12 protein-coding genes are annotated in these 17,185 nt (G+C 72.0%); 8 read left to right on the top strand and 4 right to left on the bottom strand.

Going from position 1 to position 17,185, the window contains the following annotated elements:
• A partial coding sequence (locus ABGB06_RS10180; protein WP_347587497.1) for an amino acid adenylation domain-containing protein occupies positions 1-3,835 on the bottom strand: 3,835 nt, incomplete at its 3' end.
• Between the two features lie 657 nt (positions 3,836-4,492).
• On the opposite strand from ABGB06_RS10180, the gene ABGB06_RS10175 reads away from it, so the two are divergent.
• The 3 genes from ABGB06_RS10175 to ABGB06_RS10165 all read left to right on the top strand — a co-directional run bounded on the left by ABGB06_RS10175 (position 4,493) and on the right by ABGB06_RS10165 (position 8,057).
• Positions 4,493-5,749 carry a 3-deoxy-7-phosphoheptulonate synthase gene (locus tag ABGB06_RS10175; RefSeq protein ID WP_347587495.1) on the top strand — a complete coding sequence of 419 codons (1,257 nt, stop codon included), beginning with the start codon at positions 4,493-4,495 and terminating at the stop codon, positions 5,747-5,749.
• 86 nt (positions 5,750-5,835) lie between these two features.
• Positions 5,836-6,930, top strand: coding sequence for a 4-hydroxyphenylpyruvate dioxygenase (gene hppD / locus ABGB06_RS10170; RefSeq protein WP_347587493.1), 1,095 nt, complete (start codon positions 5,836-5,838; stop codon positions 6,928-6,930).
• A complete protein-coding gene (locus tag ABGB06_RS10165; protein ID WP_347587491.1) occupies positions 6,927-8,057 on the top strand; it encodes an alpha-hydroxy acid oxidase in 1,131 nt (376 codons plus the stop codon). Before hppD ends, ABGB06_RS10165 begins: the two co-directional genes overlap by 4 nt.
• 140 nt (positions 8,058-8,197) lie before the next feature.
• On the opposite strand, the gene ABGB06_RS10160 is transcribed toward ABGB06_RS10165, so the two are convergent.
• The gene (locus ABGB06_RS10160) at positions 8,198-8,647 is read right to left on the bottom strand and encodes a hypothetical protein (RefSeq protein WP_347587489.1); all 450 of its coding nucleotides are present in this window, start codon (positions 8,645-8,647) and stop codon (positions 8,198-8,200) included.
• Between the two features lie 468 nt (positions 8,648-9,115).
• Here ABGB06_RS10160 and ABGB06_RS10155 point away from each other — a divergent pair, with 468 nt between their 5' ends.
• Entirely contained in the window at positions 9,116-10,600 is a 1,485-nt protein-coding gene (locus ABGB06_RS10155; RefSeq protein ID WP_347587487.1) for an arylsulfotransferase family protein, read from the top strand.
• Positions 10,601-10,680: 80 nt separating this feature from the next.
• On the opposite strand, the gene ABGB06_RS10150 is transcribed toward ABGB06_RS10155, so the two are convergent.
• The gene (locus ABGB06_RS10150; RefSeq protein ID WP_347587485.1) at positions 10,681-11,364 is read right to left on the bottom strand and encodes a FadR/GntR family transcriptional regulator; all 684 of its coding nucleotides are present in this window, start codon (positions 11,362-11,364) and stop codon (positions 10,681-10,683) included.
• A 173-nt stretch (positions 11,365-11,537) separates the two neighbouring features.
• Entirely contained in the window at positions 11,538-13,133 is a 1,596-nt protein-coding gene (locus tag ABGB06_RS10145; RefSeq protein ID WP_347587483.1) for a DASS family sodium-coupled anion symporter, read from the bottom strand.
• Positions 13,134-13,355: 222 nt separating this feature from the next.
• Between ABGB06_RS10145 and ABGB06_RS10140 the strand changes: the two genes are divergently transcribed.
• The 4 genes from ABGB06_RS10140 to ABGB06_RS10125 are packed head-to-tail and all read left to right on the top strand — an operon-like array spanning position 13,356 to position 17,141.
• Positions 13,356-14,468 (top strand): isocitrate/isopropylmalate dehydrogenase family protein, encoded by a 1,113-nt coding sequence (locus ABGB06_RS10140; protein WP_347587481.1) that lies wholly within the window; start codon positions 13,356-13,358, stop codon positions 14,466-14,468.
• Complete coding sequence (locus ABGB06_RS10135; RefSeq protein WP_347587479.1) at positions 14,465-14,923, top strand: VOC family protein; 459 nt, start codon at positions 14,465-14,467, stop codon at positions 14,921-14,923. The genes ABGB06_RS10140 and ABGB06_RS10135 overlap by 4 nt, the downstream gene beginning before the upstream one ends.
• Positions 14,920-16,317 carry a four-carbon acid sugar kinase family protein gene (locus tag ABGB06_RS10130; RefSeq protein ID WP_347587477.1) on the top strand — a complete coding sequence of 466 codons (1,398 nt, stop codon included), beginning with the start codon at positions 14,920-14,922 and terminating at the stop codon, positions 16,315-16,317. Before ABGB06_RS10135 ends, ABGB06_RS10130 begins: the two co-directional genes overlap by 4 nt.
• Positions 16,314-17,141: a class II fructose-bisphosphate aldolase gene (locus ABGB06_RS10125; RefSeq protein ID WP_347587475.1), complete on the top strand. Its 828-nt coding sequence runs from the start codon at positions 16,314-16,316 to the stop codon at positions 17,139-17,141. The genes ABGB06_RS10130 and ABGB06_RS10125 overlap by 4 nt, the downstream gene beginning before the upstream one ends.
• Positions 17,142-17,185: the final 44 nt, after the last annotated feature.

Below are 17,185 nucleotides of genomic sequence, written 5' to 3'. Positions count from 1 at the left end.
CGTACTGGAGGGGGAGGGGAGCCCAGTCGGGGGTGTTGCCGTTGTGGCGTGCGGTGTAGGCGGTGGAGAGGTCCTGGAGGAGGACGCCCATGGACCAGCCGTCGGCGGCGATGTGGTGGACGACGAGGGCCAGGACGTGGTCCGTCGGGCTGATGCGATGCAGCGTTGCGCGCCAGGGAAGGTCGTTCTCGATGTCGAAGGACTCGCGCGTGGTGGCGGCGAGGTCCGTTTGCAGGGTGGCCGCGGTCGTCGACAGGACCGTCAGGCCCGGCAGAGCGTGTGGGTCGTCGGGGCCGAGGACGTGCTGGTACGGCGTTTCGTCGATCTCGCGGTAGAGGGTGCGGAGTATTTCGTGGCGCCGGGCGACGTCGTGAAGGGCGGCCTGGAGTGCCTGCGTGTTCAGACCGCCCTGAATACGGACTCCGTGCGTGATGGTGCTGGAGGCGCCCGCACCCCCGAGGCGGTGGAGGAACCACATGCGTTGCTGTCCGTGGGACAGCGGTGGACGGCTTGGGCGTGGGGGCGTGGGGAGGAGAGCTGGTCGGGCGGCGGAGTCGGTCCAGGTGGCGTGGGTGGCGAGGGCGTGGATGGTGGGGTGTTGGAAGACGTCCCGGATCGGGATGTGGGTGCCGGTGGCGGTGTGGATGCGGCTGATCAGCCGGGTGGCCTGGAGGGAGTCTCCGCCGAGGGTGAAGAAGCTGTCGTGGGTGCTGATGTTGGGTTGGTTGAGGATGTCGCTGAACAGCTGGTGGAGTAGCTCCTCGTGTGGCGTCCGCGGCTGAGCGAATTCGTGGTTCGTTGTTTCCTTTTCGGGTGGGGGGAGTTGGGTGGTGTCGATTTTGCCGTTGGGGGTGAGGGGGAGGTGGGGGAGGGTGATGAGGTGGGTGGGGTGCATGTAGTCGGGCAGGTGTGCCGCTAGGTGGACCGCAAGGTCGTTCTGGCTGGGTGGGTTTTGGGGGTGGGTGGGGGAGAGGTAGGCGATGAGTTGGGTGGTGTCGGGTGTGGGGTGGTGGGGTTGGATGGTGGCGTTTTGGATGTGGGGGTGGTTGGTGAGGGTGTTCTCGATTTCTGCGGGTTCGATGCGGTGGCCGCGGATTTTGATTTGGTGGTCGTTGCGTCCCAGGAATTGCAGATGACCGTGAGGATTGAGGCGGGCGAGGTCGCCGGTGCGGTACATCCGTGCCCCCGGCGTGGTGGCGTGGGGGTCGGGGGTGAAGCGTTCGGCGGTGGTGTGGGGTTGGTCGAGGTAGCCGTGGGCGAGGCCGTTGCCGGCGAGGTAGAGCTCGCCGGTCACCCCGGGTGGGACGGGTTGGAGGCGGTGGTCGAGGACGTAGACGCGCATGCCGTCGCGGGGCCGGCCGAGGGGCAGCGGGTTGGGGATGTCGTCTGGGTGGTCGGGGGTGAGGGTGTGGGTGGTGGCGCAGAGGGTGGTCTCGGTGGGGCCGTAGAGGTGGTGGATGGTCAGCTGAGGGCAGGCGTTCCGGGTGGCCGTGATGGCGTGGGTGGGGACGGTGTCGCCGCCGGTCAGCAGGTGAGGGAGGCCGGCGAGGGCCGTCGGTTCCTCCTCGGCGATGACGCGGAAGAGGCCCGCCGTGAGGTGAACGGCGTCCAGGCGGTGGGTCGCGACGAGGTGGGGGAGGGTGGTGGTGTCGATGGCCTGGGGTGGGGCGATGACGGTGGTGCCGCCGTTGAGGAGCGGGATCCAGATTTCGAGGGTGGAGGCGTCGAAGGTGTGGGGGGCGTGGAAGAGGGTGCGGCCGGCCGCGAACGGTGTCCAGGTCGTGTCGGCGGCGAGGGCGGTGACGGCACCGTGGGGCGTCAGGACGCCCTTGGGGGTGCCGGTGGAGCCCGAGGTGTACATCAGGTAGAAGCCACTGGCCGGCGTCAGCAGCCCACCTCGGTCCTCGTCCTCGACAGCAGCGGCCTTCAGGCCCGCGATCTCCGTCGCCGTCCCGGGATCGTCCAGCAGAACGTGAGGGATCGAGGCGTCGGGGAGTTGAGCGAGATGCTCGCCGGTGGTGATCAGCAGGGTGGGGTTGCTGTCGGTCAGTAGGTGCTTGATGCGGCTGGTGGGGTGGCTGGTGTCGATGGGGACGAAGGTGGCGCCGGTCTTGGCGACGGCCAGGAACGCCTCGATGAGCTCGGGGCTGCGGGGGAGTGCGACGGCGACTCGACCACCGGCAGCCAGTCCCTGTCTGAGCAGATGGTGGGCGAGCCTGTTGGTGCGGGCGTCGAGTTCGGCGTAGGTCCAGGAGTCTTCGCCCGCGATGACCGCCGGGACATCCGCACGGGCGGCGACCTGGGCGGCGAACGCCTCCATCACCGTCCCGGCCGACTCGGCGGGCGCGTCGCCGACGGCTATCTCGTCGAGTAGCCAGTCGCGTTCGCCCTCCAGCAGCACGTCGAAGTCCTCGACCCGCCGCCCGTCATCCGCCGCCGCCTGCCGCAGCACGCGTGTCAGGCGCTCGGTCAGCCGCTCGGCCGTGGACCGGTCGAACAGGTCCGCGCTGTACCAGAGCGTTCCTTCGATCCCTCCTGGAGTCCCGTCGTCACCCGATGTCTCGTGGAGGTTGAGGTACAGGTCGAAGAGGCCGAAGGACTGCTCGCCGGTGTGGGCGGTGAGGCCGGTGTGCTCCGGTGTGGCGTGCAGTCCGGGTAGCCGCCACTGGTCGTCGGGCGTGTCCTCCAGGACCAGCAGGGTCTGGAACAGGGGGTGGTGGGCGGATGACCTTGCCGGGTTGAGGGCCTCGACGAGGTGGTCGAAGGGCAGGTCCTGGTGGGCGTACGCGGCCGTGTCGGTCTGGTCGGTCCTGGTGACGAGCTCGCCGAAGCGTGGGTTGCCGCTGGTGTCGGTGCGCAGCACGAGGGTGTTGGCGAGGATGCCGACGAGGTCGTCGAGGGTCTCGTGGGGGCGGCCGGGGACGGGCGATCCGAGAGGGATGTCGTGGCCGGCGCCCAGGCGGGACAGCAGGAGCGCGAGGGCCGCCTGGACGACGGTGAACAGTGTCGTGTCGCGGTCGTGGGCGATCCTCGTGAGGGCCCGGTGGGTGCCGGGCTCGATCCGGACGGGCACCGTGCCGCCCTGGTGGCTGGCCTCCGGTGGCCGGGGGCGGTCCGAGGGGAGGGGGAGCTGTTCGGGGAGCCCGGCCAGGGTCTGCTGCCAGTGGGTCGCCTGACGGCCGAGCGGGCTGTCCGGGTCCTCGCGGCTGCCGAGGAGGTCCCGCTGCCAGAGCGCGTAGTCCGCGTACTGGATGCGGAGCGGCTGCCAGTCGGGGGCGGTTCCGCGAACGCGTGCGGTGTATGCGGTCGAGAGGTCCCGTACGAGGACTCTCATGGACCAGCCGTCCGTCGCGATGTGGTGGACGGACACCGCGAGGACGTGTTCGTCCTCGGACGGCAGCACCAACAGGGTCAGGCGCCACGGGACCTCGCGGCCGATGGCGAAGTCCCGGCCCAGCGCCGTGGCCATCGTCTCCGGGAGGTCCCCGGCGTCGTCGAGCGGGCGGACGGTGAGGCGGGGGTACGCCTCCGGGGCGTCGGTGGGGAGGACGTGGGGGTGCGGGACGCCCTCGGTTTCGGGGAATGTGGTGCGCAGCGATTCGTGGCGATCGGCCACGTCTCTGACGGCGAGTTCCAGGGACTTGCGGTCGAGTGGGCCGCGCAGCCTCACCACGGAGTGCATGGCGTAGGCCGCTCCGCCCCGCTCGAATCGGCTGACGAACCACATCCGCTGCTGGGCGAAGGAGAGGGGTGTTTCGTCCCGGCGTCGCCTCGTTGGCTCGGTTGTGGGCCCGCGCTGCTGCCGTTCCGTGCGGTCGTCCGTTCGGTCGAGCATCAGTAAGCCTCACAAAGATAATCGTCAGCAGAGATCGATTCCCGCGGTACATGGACAGCTCGGTGACGATGGTGCGCTGTGGCTCCGCGGGTGAAAAGGCGTCCGAAAGGCGAGGAAGGCTCGCTGGGTTCTGTCGAACCTAGGTGTGACGCTTCGGCGGTGTCAACGATTTTGATCTCCGGGCGAACCTTTCATCCTTTCCAGATCGGCGGGAAACGGCAATGGATTGTCTATTACACCCTGTGATGTATGCAGGTCAGAAGGTGTGAAAAAAGTTTGGGGCTGCGGCAAGATCGGGTTCGTCCTGAGGTGTGTGACGGCGTATCACGTGTCATGGCTGTCCCGCCGGCGGGACGGTTCGCCGTGTCGGGTGCGACTTCGCTGGGTGTTGTGGTGTGGCGTTGTTTCCGGTCGGCGGACGCCGTGGTCGGGCGGCGCCACGAACCCGAGGAAATGTGTGGTCAGACGGTATACAGGGCCGGTTGGGGATGGCGTGGTGCGCCATCCGACTCTTGAGCAAGCGAAGATCATCTCGTAGGGTGAGGGCAATTCCCCTGCTGCAACGCGTCGTATTTCTCCCTTTGAGTTTCGGTTTCCCTGTTGCGACATACGGCGAGCGGCATTCTCTTATCGAGCCATATTCTGTGAAGGATGGCCGTGGCGATACATTCGAAGGCGGCGCTCGCACCGCCGATGTGGGAAGTCCGGCGGGAGATCCACGAGCTGCCCGCCGCGCAACAGCCGGGCTGGGACGAGGATCCGGACCTGGCGGAGATACGTCTCACGCTCGCGCGGCGGCCCAGCCTCGTCGAGCCGGGCCACATGGACACGTTCCGGGCCCTCCTCGCCGATGTCGCCGCCGGGCGGATGCAGGTCGTCCAGGCCGGTGACTGCGCCGAGGACCCGGCGGAGCGCACCCCGGGTCATCTCAGCCGCAAGATCGGCCTGGTGGAGGCCCTTGCCGGGGTGGTGCGCGTGAACACCGGCCGGCCGGTGGTGCGGGTCGGTCGGATCGCGGGGCAGTTCGCCAAGCCACGTTCGCGGCCGGTCGAGCTGGTCGCCGGTCGCGAGGTCGCCGCCTACCGTGGTCCCCTGGTCAACCGGCCGGAGCCGGAGCCCGCAGCCCGACGCCCCGACCCACGGCTGCTCCTGGAATGCCACCAGGCGGCCGCCGAGATGACGCGGTATCTCAACGGGGCCCAGCACGAGGAGAGTCTGGCTCCCGCGCTGTGGACCAGCCACGAGGCGCTGGTGCTGGACTACGAGCTGCCGCAGCTGCGGCGCACGGAGGACGGTGGGCTGCTGCTGACGTCCACGCACTGGCCGTGGATGGGGGAGCGGACCCGGGATCCCGGAGGGGCGCATGCCGCGCTGCTCGCGGCGATCAGCAATCCCGTCGCCTCGAAGGTGGGTCCTGACGCGACCGAGGGCGATGTGCTGGCGCTCTGCCGGCGTCTGGATCCCCTGCGGGAGCCTGGCCGCCTGACGCTCATCGCGCGGATGGGCGCCGCGATCGCCGACCGGCTGCCGCCGCTCGTGGCCGCCGTCCGAGAGGCCGGTCATCCCGTCATCTGGCTGTGTGACCCCATGCACGCCAACACGGTGCGGACGCCGTGCGGCCGGAAGACCAGGTACCTCGACGTGGTGGTGCGGGAGATCGAGGAGTTCCAGCGGATCGTGCCCGGAGCGGGCGGAGTGGCCGGTGGCCTGCATCTGGAGGCGACGCCTGACCCGGTGACGGAGTGCCTGACGAACGAGGCGGAGCTGCCCGGGATCGGCGAGCGCTACACCACGCTGTGCGACCCGCGGCTCAATCCGCAGCAGGCGCTCGCCGCCGCCGGCGCCTGGACTGCGGCCGGGGCGCCGGATCGGGGCGAGGCCGACGACGGCCGGCGGCGCCTGATGCCCACCTGAACGACCGCCAGAACGCCGCCCCCCGCCCCCGCCCCCGTACGCACGCGGACGGAAGCAAGTGACCCTTCACCGACTCGGGAGAGATCATGGCAGCAGAGTTTGATGACCGCGAGGCGATCGACTACGTGGAGATCTACGTGGGCGATCTGGAGGCCGAGACCCGCGCGTGGGTCGACGGCTACGGGTTCCGCGTCGTGGGAACGGGTGGCGCGCCGGAGGTGGGCTTCCGGAGCGTGGCGTTACGGCACGGCTCGATCACGCTGGTGCTGACGCAGGGCATCGCGCCGGAACACCCCGCCACGCGCTACGTGGCGAGGCACGGCGACGGGGTGGCCGACATCGCGATCCGGGTGCCGGACGTGATGACCGCGCTGGGCGCGGCGCTCGCCGGGGGAGCCACGCCGCACGGCGAGCTGGTCCGGCACGAGGGGGACGGGCCGCGGGCGACCGCGGCCGTCGGCGCGTTCGGGGACGTCGTGCACAGCCTGGTGCAGCGCCGCGCGGGGGGCGGGCTCGGGCTGCCGCCGGGCATGGTGCCCGTCGACGGCGCGGGCGGCGGCGACGCGGAGGACGACATCGGCCTGATCGAGGTGGACCACATCGCGGTCTGCCTGGAGACGGGCACGCTGGACGCCACGGTGGCCTACTACGTCGAAGCCCTGTCGTTCCGGGAGATCTTCGCCGAGGACATCTTCGTGGGCACCCAGGCGATGCGCTCGAAGGTGGTGCAGAGCGCGTCCGGCACCGTGACGCTCACCCTGATCGAACCCTTCGAGGGCAAGGACCCCGGACAGATCGACGCGTTCCTGGAGCGCCACGGCGGGGCCGGGGTGCAGCACCTGGCGTTCTCCACGGACGACGCGGTCCACGCCGTCGGGGAGTTGAGCTCCCGCGGCGTCGGCTTCCTGCAGGCGCCGGCGGCCTACTACGGGCTGCTGGGGGAGCGGATGTCGCTGAAGAACCACTCCCTGGAGGAGCTGAGTTCGACGAACCTGTTGGCCGACGAGGACCACGGGGGGCAGCTCTTCCAGGTGTTCACCAGCTCCACGCACCCGCGCCGCACCCTCTTCTTCGAGATCATCGAGCGCCAGGGCGCCGAGACGTTCGGCTCTTCGAACATCAAGGCCCTGTACGAGGCGGTGGAGCTGGAACGGGCCCAGGGCGACGGCGCGACGCGGTGACGCCGCCCGGGCAGGCGCCGTGCACCGTCGAGGACTACGCGGAGCGGGCCGAGGCCCTGCTGCCGCGGCAGGTCTGGGACTTCCTGGCCGGCGGCAGCGGCGCCGAGCTGACGCTGGCCGCCAACCGCGAGGCGCTGCGCCGTACGTACCTGACGCCGCGGGTGCTCAGGGACGTGTCGGGGTGCGGCACCGCGACGACGCTGCTCGGCCGGCCGGCGGCCATGCCGGTGGCCGTGGCGCCGGTGGCCTTCCAGCGGCTGTTCCACGAGGACGGGGAGCGGGCCACGGCGCAGGCGGCCAAGGAGCACGGCGTGCCGTTCGTCGTATCGACGATGAGCAGCGTCACCGTCGAGGAGGTCGTGGCGGCCGGCGGGTCCGTGTGGTTCCAGGTGTACTGGCTGCGGGACCGGGCGCGCACGTTCGACATGGTCCGCCGGGCCGAGGACGCCGGCTGCGAGGCCGTGATGGTGACGGTGGACATGCCCTGGATGGGCCGTCGGCCGCGGGACCTGCGCAACGGGTTCTCCCTGCCGGCGGAGGTGCGGGCCGTCAACCTCGTGGCGGACGGCCAGCGGGGCCTGGCCGGCCAGCCCCCGGCCGTGGGCTCCTCGGCGCTCGCCGCCCACTCCGAACAGGCCTTCTCCCGCACGTTGGGCTGGGAGGACGTGCGGGCGCTGCGGGCCCGAACGCGTCTGCCGCTGGTGCTGAAGGGCATCCTCGCGCCCGAGGACGCGCGGCGCGCCGCCGAGTTGGGCGTCGACGCGGTCGTGGTCTCGAACCACGGTGGGCGCCAGCTCGACGGGGCGGTGCCCAGCATCGACGCGCTGGCCGGCGTCGGTCAGGCGGTCGCGGGGGCGTGTGAGGTGCTGCTGGACGGCGGGGTGCGGAGCGGAACGGACGTGCTCAAGGCCCTGGCGTGTGGCGCGACCGGCGTCCTGGTGGGCCGTCCCGCCATGTGGGGACTGGCCGTTGGCGGGGCCGGAGGCGTCCGTGAGGTGCTGGACCTGCTCGCCGTGGAGTTCCGGGACGCGCTCGGCCTGGCCGGATGCGGGACGCCGGAGGAGGCCAGGGCGCTGGAGGTGCTGCGGTCGCCCGCGGCGGGCTGCGACCGGTGTGCGGCCCGTTGAACCGGGCGCCGGTGCGGCGGGCCGCTGCGCGGGGCGGGAACGGAGTCCGTTCCCGCCCCGCGTCGTGCCCGTCCCGTCCGGTGCGTCGGGTGCGTCCTGCGCGTCCGGTGCACCCGGCGCGCGGGGCCGCCGGGGAGCCGTCAGGCCGCGCGCCCCGGCAGGCCCCTGGTGACGTCCACCAGGTTCGCCCGCAGGTCCACGAGCTGGTCGGTGCCCCGCTCCGTGAGCTCGCACAGCGCGCCCTCCGGCGTCTCGCGCACCGACACGAGCCCTTCGGCTGCTACGGCGTCGAGTTCGGCGAGCACCGCGTCGGCGCCGGGCCGCCAGCCGCTCCCGCCGCGGTTCGCCAGGTCCTCCGGGAGCCGGTCCCGGGACACCGGGTGGTCGCTCAGCAGGATCAGCAGGGCGGTGCGCAGGTCCGGCGGCTGCAGCCGCGGGTCGTAGGCGCCGGTGAAATCCCAGAACGCCGAGGGCCGTTCCGTCAGCCGCTCGGGGCTGGGCGGCGCCGGGGGTGCCGGCGGCGTCGGCGGTGCGGGGGCGGCGGGCTCGGGGACGGGGGGCGGCGCCGGGGGGTTGGGAGGTTCGAGCATGTTCACTCCTCGCGGTCGGAAGTCGGATCAGTTGGATCACGCGTCGGATCACGCGTCGGATCGGGATCGGGAGTCGGATACGCGCTCTCCACGGACACGACACTATGTCAGCGCGGGGATTTGTCGAGAGCCTTCCGAAGGATTCGGTCCGGTGGATCTCGGTCCGCCCGGGAATCCGCAGTTGGCTGATTCTGTTCGCGGGTCTTGCGCGCCGGAGAATGGCCGGTCAATTGTTGGTGGATTCGGGGAGGCATTCATCCACGATGATCCGTGGGGATGTCTGTTTCGAGGCCGCACCGCCCTTCTGGGGGCGGCGTTGCCTGAGCTGTCCCGCACTATTTGGTTTGGACGCATCTCCCCCCACGGGCGACCGGAAACGTCGCTCTCCGGTGCGTTGAACAACGGCGGACCGGGTGCGGCGGGCCCGGGGCGGGAGAGGCATCGACAACGCGATCGTGAGGAGATCCCGTGCGATACGTGCACCGTCCCGCGTCACCCCGCCTCCGCGGCACCGCCGCCCTGGCCGGAGCCGTCGCGCTGGCCTCGCTGGCCGCCCTGGTCCCGGGCCAGGGCGAGGCGAGGGCCGCCCCGGCCGTGGCCCCGGCGGCGGCCGGCGACTACGTCTCCCGGCCGGACATCACCGCCCCTGACCTGGCCACCGAGGTCCATGGCGGAGCCATGAACGGGCTGCTGCTCACCACGCCCGCGAGCCTGCTCACCGGTGCCAGCGGCGTGGCGCTGTACGACAACAGCGGCGAGCTGGTCTGGTGGCTGGAACCCGAGGACGGCCGTGGCTACTTCAACGCCGAGTTCGTCATCTATCGCGGCAGGCCCGCCATCGCGACGTTCGAGTTCCCGGGCCTCGACGAGTACGGACAACCGCTTCCCGGCGATTGCGTGCTCTTCGACATCTCGTACAACGAGATCGCCCGGTTCGGCATGCAGGGTTATCCCACCGACACGCACGAGGTGGAGTTCAGCCCCGACGGAGAGCGCGTGCTGCTGCTGAGCTACCAGCCCGTCACCCGCGATCTCAGCGATTACGGCGGTCCGGCGGACGCCGTCGTGATCGACACGATCGTGCAGGAGCAGAAAATCAGAACGGGCGAGGTCACGTTCGAGTGGAGCGCGCTGGAGTCCGTTCCGCTCGCGGAGACCGAGGAATCACTGGCCGAGCCGGGGCTCACCGGCGAGTTCGACCCGTATCACGTCAATTCCCTGCAGTACGACGTGGACGGCACCCTGCTGGTCAGCGCCCGTAACACCAGCACCGTCTACAAGCTCGACCGCGAAACCGGCGACATCGTGTGGCGCTTCGGCGGCGAGAACAGCGACTTCGCCTTCGAGGACGCCGCCGACGCGCCCAGCTACCAGCACGACGCCCGGCTGCTGCCCGACGGCACGCTGACCCTCTTCGACAACGGCAACACCCGCGCGCCGCAGCACTCCCGGGGCGCCACGTACGCCCTCGACACCGGCGACATGACCGCCGACCTGATCCGGGACCTGCAGCCGGAGGAGCCCGTCTACTCGCCGTTCGCCGGCTCCAACCGGGCCGCCCCGAACGGCAACCAGTTCGTCTCCTACGGCGCCACCGGCCAGTTGATCGAGTTCGACGGCGCCCGGCCCGTCCTCACCGGCGAGTTCGAGGGCGAATGGGTCACCTACCGCACCGAACGCGCCCAGTGGCACGCCGTCCCGGACGCAGCCCCGGACGCCGTCGTCGGCGAACGCGAGCGGGACGGGAGCCGCGAGGTCGCCATGAGCTGGAACGGCGCGACGGACGTGGGCGCCTGGCGCATCAGGGCCGGCGGGGAGTACCTGGCCACCGTCCCGGCGACCGGTTTCGAGACGATCGCCAGCGTCACCCCACCCCGGGGCGCCACCAAGCTCCAGATCACGCCGCTGCACCGCGACGGCTATCCCCTGGACACCGTGACCGTCAGGCTCTGACCCCGGTCCCGGCGGAGGACCGCCGGGCAGCCCGCTCTCCCCGCCCTCCCGCCTGCCCGCCGGCAGGTGGGAGGGCGGGGTCAGTCGGAGTGGCGGGGGGCCGGCGGGCGGGGTTGGTCGGACTCCTGCCAGTAGCGGTACACCGCGCTCAGGTGGGCGCTCATCGCGACCCGAGCCCCGGTCTCGTCGCCCTCGACGATGGCGTCCAGGATGGCCTGGTGAGAGCGCACCGCCTCCTTGTACGCGGAGGGCAGCGCGAGGTTGTGCTGGCGGACGCCGATGAGGCCGGTGTGCAGCGACGACAGGAGGAGCTCGATCACCTGGTTGTCGGTGACCCGGGTGATGGCCGTGTGGAAGGCGAGGTCGGCGTCCGCGGCCGCCGCGAGGCTGTCGGTCGAGTTCCGGAGGGCCAGCATGGCCTGCCGCAGGGCCTCGATGTCGGCCGGGGCCGCCCGGGTCGCCGCGACGCCGGCCGCGTGGACCTCGATCAGCTCGCGCACCTCGTGGATCGAGCGGTAGTCCAGCCGGTTGTCGCGCAGGTAGAGGATCAGCGCCTCCTGCGCGCGCTCCGGGGCGACGGCGGTCACCGTGGAGCCGCTGCCGCCGCGCGGCGAGACGACGCCGCGCCCGGCCAGATGGCTGATGGCCTCGCGGATCACCGGGCGGGACACGCCGAACTCGACGGCCAGGTCGCGCTCGTTGGGCAGCCGGTCACCGGCCTTGAGCGTGCCCTCCCTGATGCGCCGCAGCAGGTGCTGGACCACGTCGTCCGAACGACGGGCGTCGGGGCCGCGGTGCGGGCTGCTGGGTGGTGCGGACAGCTCTGCCTCCTCGTCGCGTCCGTGGTGTCGTCCGTTTTCCGGTCCGTTCTCCGGTCCGTTCTCCGGTCCGTCGGCCGGTCCGAGTCTAGCGCCGGGGAACGGGCCGGTTCCGCTGGTCAGGCCAGCCCCAGGGCGGTGCCCATGACCAGCACGCTGGCGGTCACGAACACGGCCGCGAGCACGTCGAAGACGATGCCGCTGCGCACCATCTTGGTGATCGGCACCGCGCCGGTGGCGTAGACGAGCGCGTTCTGGGGGGTGGAGATCGGCATCATGAAGCCGAACGACGAGCCGAAGGTCGCGGCCAGGCCCGGCAGCATCGGGTCGACGCCGGCGGCCGCCGCGATCGGGATGACGATCGGGACGACGATGCCGACCGCGGCGAGGTTGCTGCCGATCTCGGAGATCAGGATCGCCAGCAGCACCGCCAGGAAGGTCAGCAGCACCACGTTGGCGCTGCCGAACGTCGAGCCCAGGTCGCCGCCGATCCGCTCGGCGAGCCCGGTGTCGGTGAGCTGGGCGCCGAGCGCCGCGCCACAGATGATGAACAGCAGCGTGCCCCAGTCGGTCTTCACCGCGTCCTGCCACTCGATGGTGAAGGTGCGCTCGCGCCGGTCGGTGGGCAGCAGGAAGAGCAACGAGGCGCCGAGAATGGCCACGATGCCCTCGTCGAGGTTGTCGGCCAGCGTCGTGTAGATCTCCGAGTCCGAGCCGAGGACCACCCCGGCGATGCCCGGCAGCAGCCAGCCGACGACCACCAGCCCGAACACGATGAGCGTGTTCAGCTCGCCCCGCGAGAACGGCCCGCAGGCGTCCCGCTTGCTGGCCATGGTGGCGGCCAGCCCGTCGATGCTGGTCGCCTCGGGTCGGTTGAGCCGGACCAGCAGCAACAGCAGCGCGGCCAGCAGCGGGATCGCGAAGACGAACGCGATGGCCGTCCAGTCGAAGAAGCTGACCCGCTGGTCGGTCGCCGACTCCAGCAGGTCGCGCCCGATGAGCTGGTGCGGGGCGCCGACCGGGGTCAACGCGCCGCCGATGCTCGCGCTGAAGGCCAGCATCAGCAGCAGACAGGTGCCGATCCGCAGTCGGGTCGGGTCGGCCAGCCCCAGCTGGCGGCTGATGGCCACGATGACCCCGAGCGTGGTCGGCAGCAACATCGCCACGGTCACCGTGTTGCTGACGAACGCCGAGAAGAGACAGGTGACGAAGCCGACGGCGAAGATGACGCGGACGACGGAGTCGCCGACCCAGCGGGAGGCGAGCATCGTGTAGGCGGCGCGTTCGGCCAGCCCGTGCTTCAGCAGCGCCTGGGAGATGAAGAACGCGCCCAGGTACAGCAGCACGATCGTGTCACCGAACGAACCGAGCACCTCGTCCGCGGACCCGACGTTGAGCACCACCATCAGCGCGACGCTGAGCAGGGCCGTCGCCGGGATCGGTATGGCCTCGGTCAGCCAGAAGATGACGGTGAACGCGAAGACCGCGGCCAGCGCCTGCTGGTTCCACGGCAGGTCGAGCGGCAGGCAGAGCAGCAGCAGCGCCACCGCGGGGCCCGCGACGAACCCCGCGGTCTGCCGGCGTCGTTCGAACCGCGCCTCCGCCTTGCTGAGCCGCGACGCGTCGAGCCCGCGGTAGGCCTTGAACTGCTCCAGTCCGGCCTTCTCGTCGGTTCCGGTCCCGGTCGAGGCCGGTCGGTCAACGGAATCGGTCATGGTGTCCCGCGCTTCCCGTGCTTCCCGCGCCCTGCGCGCGGATGGATCGGAGCAGTATTGGTATGACCGATTTCCGTTGTCAAGGAAACTGACAAGCGATCTTGCGGGGTCTTCCATGCAGTCTTGGCAGTGTATGGATCGATTTGAGCAAGGTTGCCAGGGGTGGGTCGTGCGCGATAGGAAGGCTCCGCGAACCAAAGCGGTAATACCAAAGGGGTCCCAGTGGGCAACTACTCGATCGTGGCGCTTCCCGGTGACGGGATCGGCCCGGAGATCACCGACGTCGCGCTGCGGGTGCTGGACCGGGTCACCGCGGCCCTGCCGGACCTCACCGTCTCGGTGGCGTCGCACGACGCCGGGGCCGAGCGCTGGCGGCGCACCGGGACGGCGATGCCGGAGGAGACGTTCGAGGCCTGTCAGCGGGCCGACGCCATCCTGATGGGCGCCATCGGCCTGCCCGACGCCCGGCACCCGGACGGGCGCGAGGTCAACGGCGACGTGATCTTCCGGCTGCGCTTCGCGCTCGACCTGTTCGCCGGCATCCGCCCGGTGCGCAGCCTGCCCGGGGTCCCCGACACGCTGGCCGGCGCGCCGCGGATCGACTACGTCGTGGTCAGGGAGAACGTGGAGGGCCTCTACGCCTCCCGCACCGGCGGCACCAACGTCCGCGGCGAGGTCGCCACCGACACCATCGTGATCACCGCGAACGGCACCAGGAAGGTCTGCGAGATCGCGTTCGACCTGGCCGCCCGGCGGACCGGCCGGCCGCAGGACGGGCGCCGGGTGGTGACCTGCGTCGACAAGGCCAACGTGCTGAGCTCGTACGCCTTCTTCCGGTCCGTCTTCGACGAGGTCGCCGACGCCCACGACGACATCGGACGGGACCACGTCTACGTCGACGCGATGACGGCCTTCCAGGTCCAGCGGCCCGAGACGTTCGACGTCGTGGTCGCGGAGAACATGTTCGGCGACATCATCTCCGACCTCGCCGCCGCCACCGTCGGCGGTCTCGGCCTCGCCGCCTCGGCGGACGTCGGCTACCGGCACGGCATGTTCCAGCCGGCCCACGGGTCCGCGCCCGACATCGCCGGCCGGGACGTCGCCAACCCGACCGCGATGGTGCTCTCGACCGCGATGATGCTCGACTGGCTCGGCCGGCGCCACGACGACCAGGCGGCCCTCGACGCCGCCGCGATGATCGACGCGGCCGCGCTGCGGGTGCTGGAACGCGGCGAGACCGTGACCGCCGACCTCGGCGGTTCGGCGAGCTGCTCGGCGATGGGCGAGGCGATCCTGGCCGCGTTGGGGGACGGCACGACCGGGGCCGCCCGGTGACCGCCGACCCGGACGCGCCCGACGTGGCGGAACCGCGCGCCGGTGGCACGGTGGCCTCCCTTCTCGACCACGTGGCGGTGGCGAGCCGCGACGCCGACCGGACGGCATCCTGGTTCGAGCGGACGCTCGGGCTGCGCCGCGCCCGCGAGGAGGTCGTGGAGGACGCGGGCGTGCGCCTCGTGTGGCTGTACCCGGCCGGTCGGAACGCCGGCGGGCCGGCTGCGGCGACGCAGATCGTGCAGCCGTTGCGCGAGGGACCCGTCGCGAGACACCTCGACGAGCACGGCGAGGGCCTGCACCACGTCTGCTTCGCGGTCCCCGACCTCGCGCGGTCGCTCGACGACCTCGCCGAGTCCGCGGACCAGGTCTTCACCGGCGGCTACGGGTACCCCTGCGCGTTCCTGAGGCGACAGCCGCCCGGCTGCGCGATCGAGCTCGTGGAGCGGCCGGCATGAGCGGCGCACGGGAGAAGCCGGAGCAGCCCGGGAAACCGGAGAAGCCGGAGAAGCCGGAAAAGGTCGTCGTCCTCGACGACGACCCCACCGGCACCCAGTCCGCGCACGACGTCGACATCCTGTTCGGAGAGATCGACACCGTCGACGCCGGGCTGGCCGCCTTCGCCGCCGACGACCGCCGCGCCGTCTACGTCCTCACCAACACCCGCGCCAGCACCCCCGACGAGACCGCCCGCCTGGTCGGCGAGCTCCGCCGGTCCGTGCGGACCAGGATCGGCGACCGGGCGCTCGTCGTGCTGCGCGGCGACTCGACGCTGCGGGGCCACGTGGCGTTGGAGATGAACCTGCTCGGGCTGGCCGACGGCGTCGGCATCGTGGTGCCCGCCTTCCCGGCCGGCGGCCGCGTCACCCGGGGCGGCGTGCACCTGGTGCGGACCGCCGCCGGCGAGGTTCCCGTCGCCGAGACCGAGTACGCCCGCGATCCGGTCTTCGGCTACACGCACAGCCGGCTCGACGACTGGGCGCGCGAGGTCGGGCTCGGCGGCCGGCCGGTCACGCTGGGACTGGACGAGATCCGGGCCACCGGTGCCGGTGCCGGTGGGGGCGCGGGGGCCTCCGCCGTCGCCTCGGCGCTGCTCCACGCCCCGCCCGGGTCCGTGGTGCTGCCGGACGCCGTGTCGGACGACGACATCGCGACCATCGCCGCCGGCATCGGCGCCGCCCGCCGGGCCGGCCGCCGGGTGGTGGTCCGGGCCGCCGCGCCGCTCGCCGCCGCGCTGGCCGGGACCTCGCCGCGGATCGTCGCGCCGCCCGCCGCCCGCGCCGTCCTCGTCGCCTGCGGTTCGCACACCGAGGGCGCCAGCCGCCAACTCGCCCGGCTCCCCGTGCCGGCCCGGCTGCTCCCGGACGCCGAACGGCTGCTGGGCGCGGGGCCGGACGACGGCCACCGGACGGCCGCCGAACTCGACGCGCTCGCCGGGCGGCTGCGGGCGGACCTGGCCACCCGCGGCCTCGCCGTGGTGGCCACCCCGCGGCGCCGCAGCGCCGCCCACGGCGACCTGCACCACGGCGCGGTGGTCATGGACGCGCTGGTGCGGGTGGTGGCCGCGGCGGCGCCGGCCGCGGACTGCGTGGTCTCCAAGGGCGGCATCACCGGCGCCGACATCGCCACCCGGGCGCTGGGTTCGGCCGCGGCGCGGGTGCTGGGACAGGTGGTGACCGGCGTGCCCCTGTGGCGGCTCGACCGGCGCGGCCCGGGCGCGCACCACCAGGTGGTCGTGCCGGGGAACGTCGGCGACGACCGGGTACTGCTCGACATCGTCGAATCGCTCCGCGGACGCGGACGCGGACGCGAGAACGGGAACGGAAACGGAAACGGAGGCGGGGGATCGTGAAGGCCCTGCTGGCCCAGGCACGGACGGCCCGCGCGCCGCTCGCGGCGTTCACCTGCTACACGCTGGAGACCGCACTGGGCGTGATCGAGGCCGCCGAGTCCGCGGCGGCGCCGACGGCCCTGATGATCTCCGACGCCTCGATGCGACAGCCCACGGGGCCGCGCCTGCTCGCCGCGCTGGTGGCGGTCGCCGGCCAGGCCCGGGTGCCGGTGCGGGTGCAACTGGACCACGGCACCGATCTGGAACGCATCCGGCAGGCGCTCGACCTCGGCGCCGACGGCGTCATGGCGGACGGGTCACGGCTCGACGACGACGCCAACGCGCGGTTCGTGCGGGCCGCGGTCGCGGCCGCCGAGCGGACCGGCGCCGCCGTCGAGGCCGAACTCGGCCGCATCGAGGGCGACGAGGACCTCGACGTCGCGGCGGCGGCCGGGGCGCTCACCGATCCGACGGAGGCCGTGCGCTTCGTCGAACGCACCGGCGTCGACTGCCTGGCCGTCGCGGTCGGCAACGTGCACGGCTCCTACCGGCGGGAACCGCGGCTGGACTGGGACCGCCTGGCGGAGATCGTCGAGCGGGTGCCGGTCGCCGTCGCCCTGCACGGCACGTCGGGCCTGCCGGCCGAACAGGTGCGGCGGGCGCGGGAGCTGGGCGTCGCCAAGTTCAACGTGAACACGGAGCTGCGCCGCCGGCACATGGCCGACCTGCGCCGTTCCCTCGACCGTGGCCGGGACCAGTCGGGCGCCGACCTGCTCGGGCTCACCGCCACCCTGCGGCAGGGCGCCTTCGAGACCGCCCGGGCCATCGCCTTCCGCGGAGCCTGACCACGTGCACGCGCCACCGCCCGCCGGGACGACCGGCGGGCGGT

The organism is Streptomyces sp. B6B3, assembly GCF_039871525.1.
Taxonomy (GTDB): Bacteria; Actinomycetota; Actinomycetes; order Streptomycetales; family Streptomycetaceae; genus Streptomyces.
This window is presented reverse-complemented; position numbering and strand designations above follow the sequence as displayed.